1 protein-coding gene and 1 pseudogene are annotated in these 1,517 nt (G+C 38.5%); both read right to left on the reverse strand.

Features of this window, described 5'->3' with window-relative positions; all coding sequences use genetic code 11:
- Positions 1–131: pseudogene (locus ACFIO3_RS01380) on the reverse strand (signal recognition particle-docking protein FtsY); the annotation flags it as partial.
- Positions 132–145: 14 nt separating this feature from the next.
- A complete protein-coding gene (mtaB, locus tag ACFIO3_RS01385) occupies positions 146–1,429 on the reverse strand; it encodes a tRNA (N(6)-L-threonylcarbamoyladenosine(37)-C(2))-methylthiotransferase MtaB (protein WP_375609976.1) in 1,284 nt (427 codons plus the stop codon).
- Between the last annotated feature and the right edge of the window lie 88 nt (positions 1,430–1,517).

Genomic DNA, 1,517 nt, shown 5'->3' on the forward strand with positions numbered 1-1,517 from the left:
TTTTTTGTTCTTTCATTTTTGTCCTTCTTTTTTTCTATGATATCACTTTTATCAGGAATAGAAATTTGTTCCATTTCCTGCTCTTTAGATTTGTTAAAAGAAAATATTTTTTTTATAAAAGATTTTGTCATAAGAAATTTCCTGTTCAAGCAGCGTTTAATTTTGGAAGGACAGCAATTAATTTATCGCCATCATGGTCAACGATAAGGGCTTGAACAATTGTTCCTGCTTTTACACCTTTAATTTGTACAAGAGTATAATCTTCCGTTCGTCCGATTTCATCTCTTTCAACGAGAATTGTTTGTTGACTGTTTTTTAAATGAGCAAGATGCTTTTGGTAAGCTTCCTCACCTGCTTTACGTAGTCTTTCAGCACGCATTTTCACTATTCTACGGTTGATTTGTGGCATACGTGCGGCAGGTGTTCCTTCTCTTGGACTAAAGGGAAAGACATGTAGGTGGGTTAAATTACACTCTTTAATCAAAGCAAGACTGTTTTGAAACATCTCTTCTGTTTCGGTAGGAAAACCAGCAATTAAGTCGGCACCATAAACCATTGTAGGACGTTTGGCATGCAATTCTTGGCAAAATTGAATGGCATGTTCACGCAAATGCCGTCGTTTCATCCGTTTTAAAATCATATTATCACCTGCTTGCAAAGATAAATGCAAATGGGGCATGATTCTTTTTTCATAGGCTAAAAGATTTATGAGTTCTTCATCTGCTTCAATAGAGTCAATAGATGAGAGGCGTAATCGCGCTAAGTCAGGAATATGATGCAAAATAGCTGAAGTTAATTTTCCTAGAGTAGCTTTTCCAGGAAGATCGTGGCCATAACTTGTAAGGTCAACACCTGTAAGGACCACTTCTTGAATACCCACATCTGTCAGCTTTTTAATTTGTTCTATGACAGCACCCATGGGAACTGAACGAGATGGTCCACGTCCATAAGGAATAATGCAAAATGTACAGCGGTGATCGCATCCGTTTTGTACCTGTACAAAAGCGCGGGTACGTTCTTGCATTGCACTAACCATATGTGGAGCAATTTTTTTCACTTCCATGATATCATTGATACGCACCTTTTCGGTATGGTTAATACCAAAATCAGGAAGTTGACGATAAGAATGGGCGTGAAGTTTATCTTCGTTTCCTAAAACGAGATCCACTTCTGTCATTGAGGCAAAATTTTGTGCTTCTGTTTGGGCTGCACATCCTGTTACAATGATGCGCGCATGAGGATTTTCACGTCGCGCTTTGCGGATAGCTTGTTTTGCTTGTCGTACGGCTTCGGCAGTGACAGCGCAGGTATTAAAAATAATAGCACCATCTTTAAGCTGGTTTAGCCCTGAAGAAGTGCTCTCTTTGCGAATTATTTCCGATTCGTAGCTATTGAGTCGACAACCAAAAGTTACAATTTCTACTGCCATCAGGAGTGATCCTTTTTGTAGCACCCTGTTAAAGGGCTTAAAAAACCACTAAATTGATATTTTATTGGTCCTGTCATGATAATATGAT

Source organism: Bartonella sp. AD328YNZD (assembly GCF_042196425.1).

Coding starts and splice junctions, on each gene's coding strand:
- mtaB (WP_375609976.1), bottom strand. CDS start 1,429: ATGGCAGTAGAAATTGTAACTTTTGGTTGTCGACTCAATAGCTACGAA.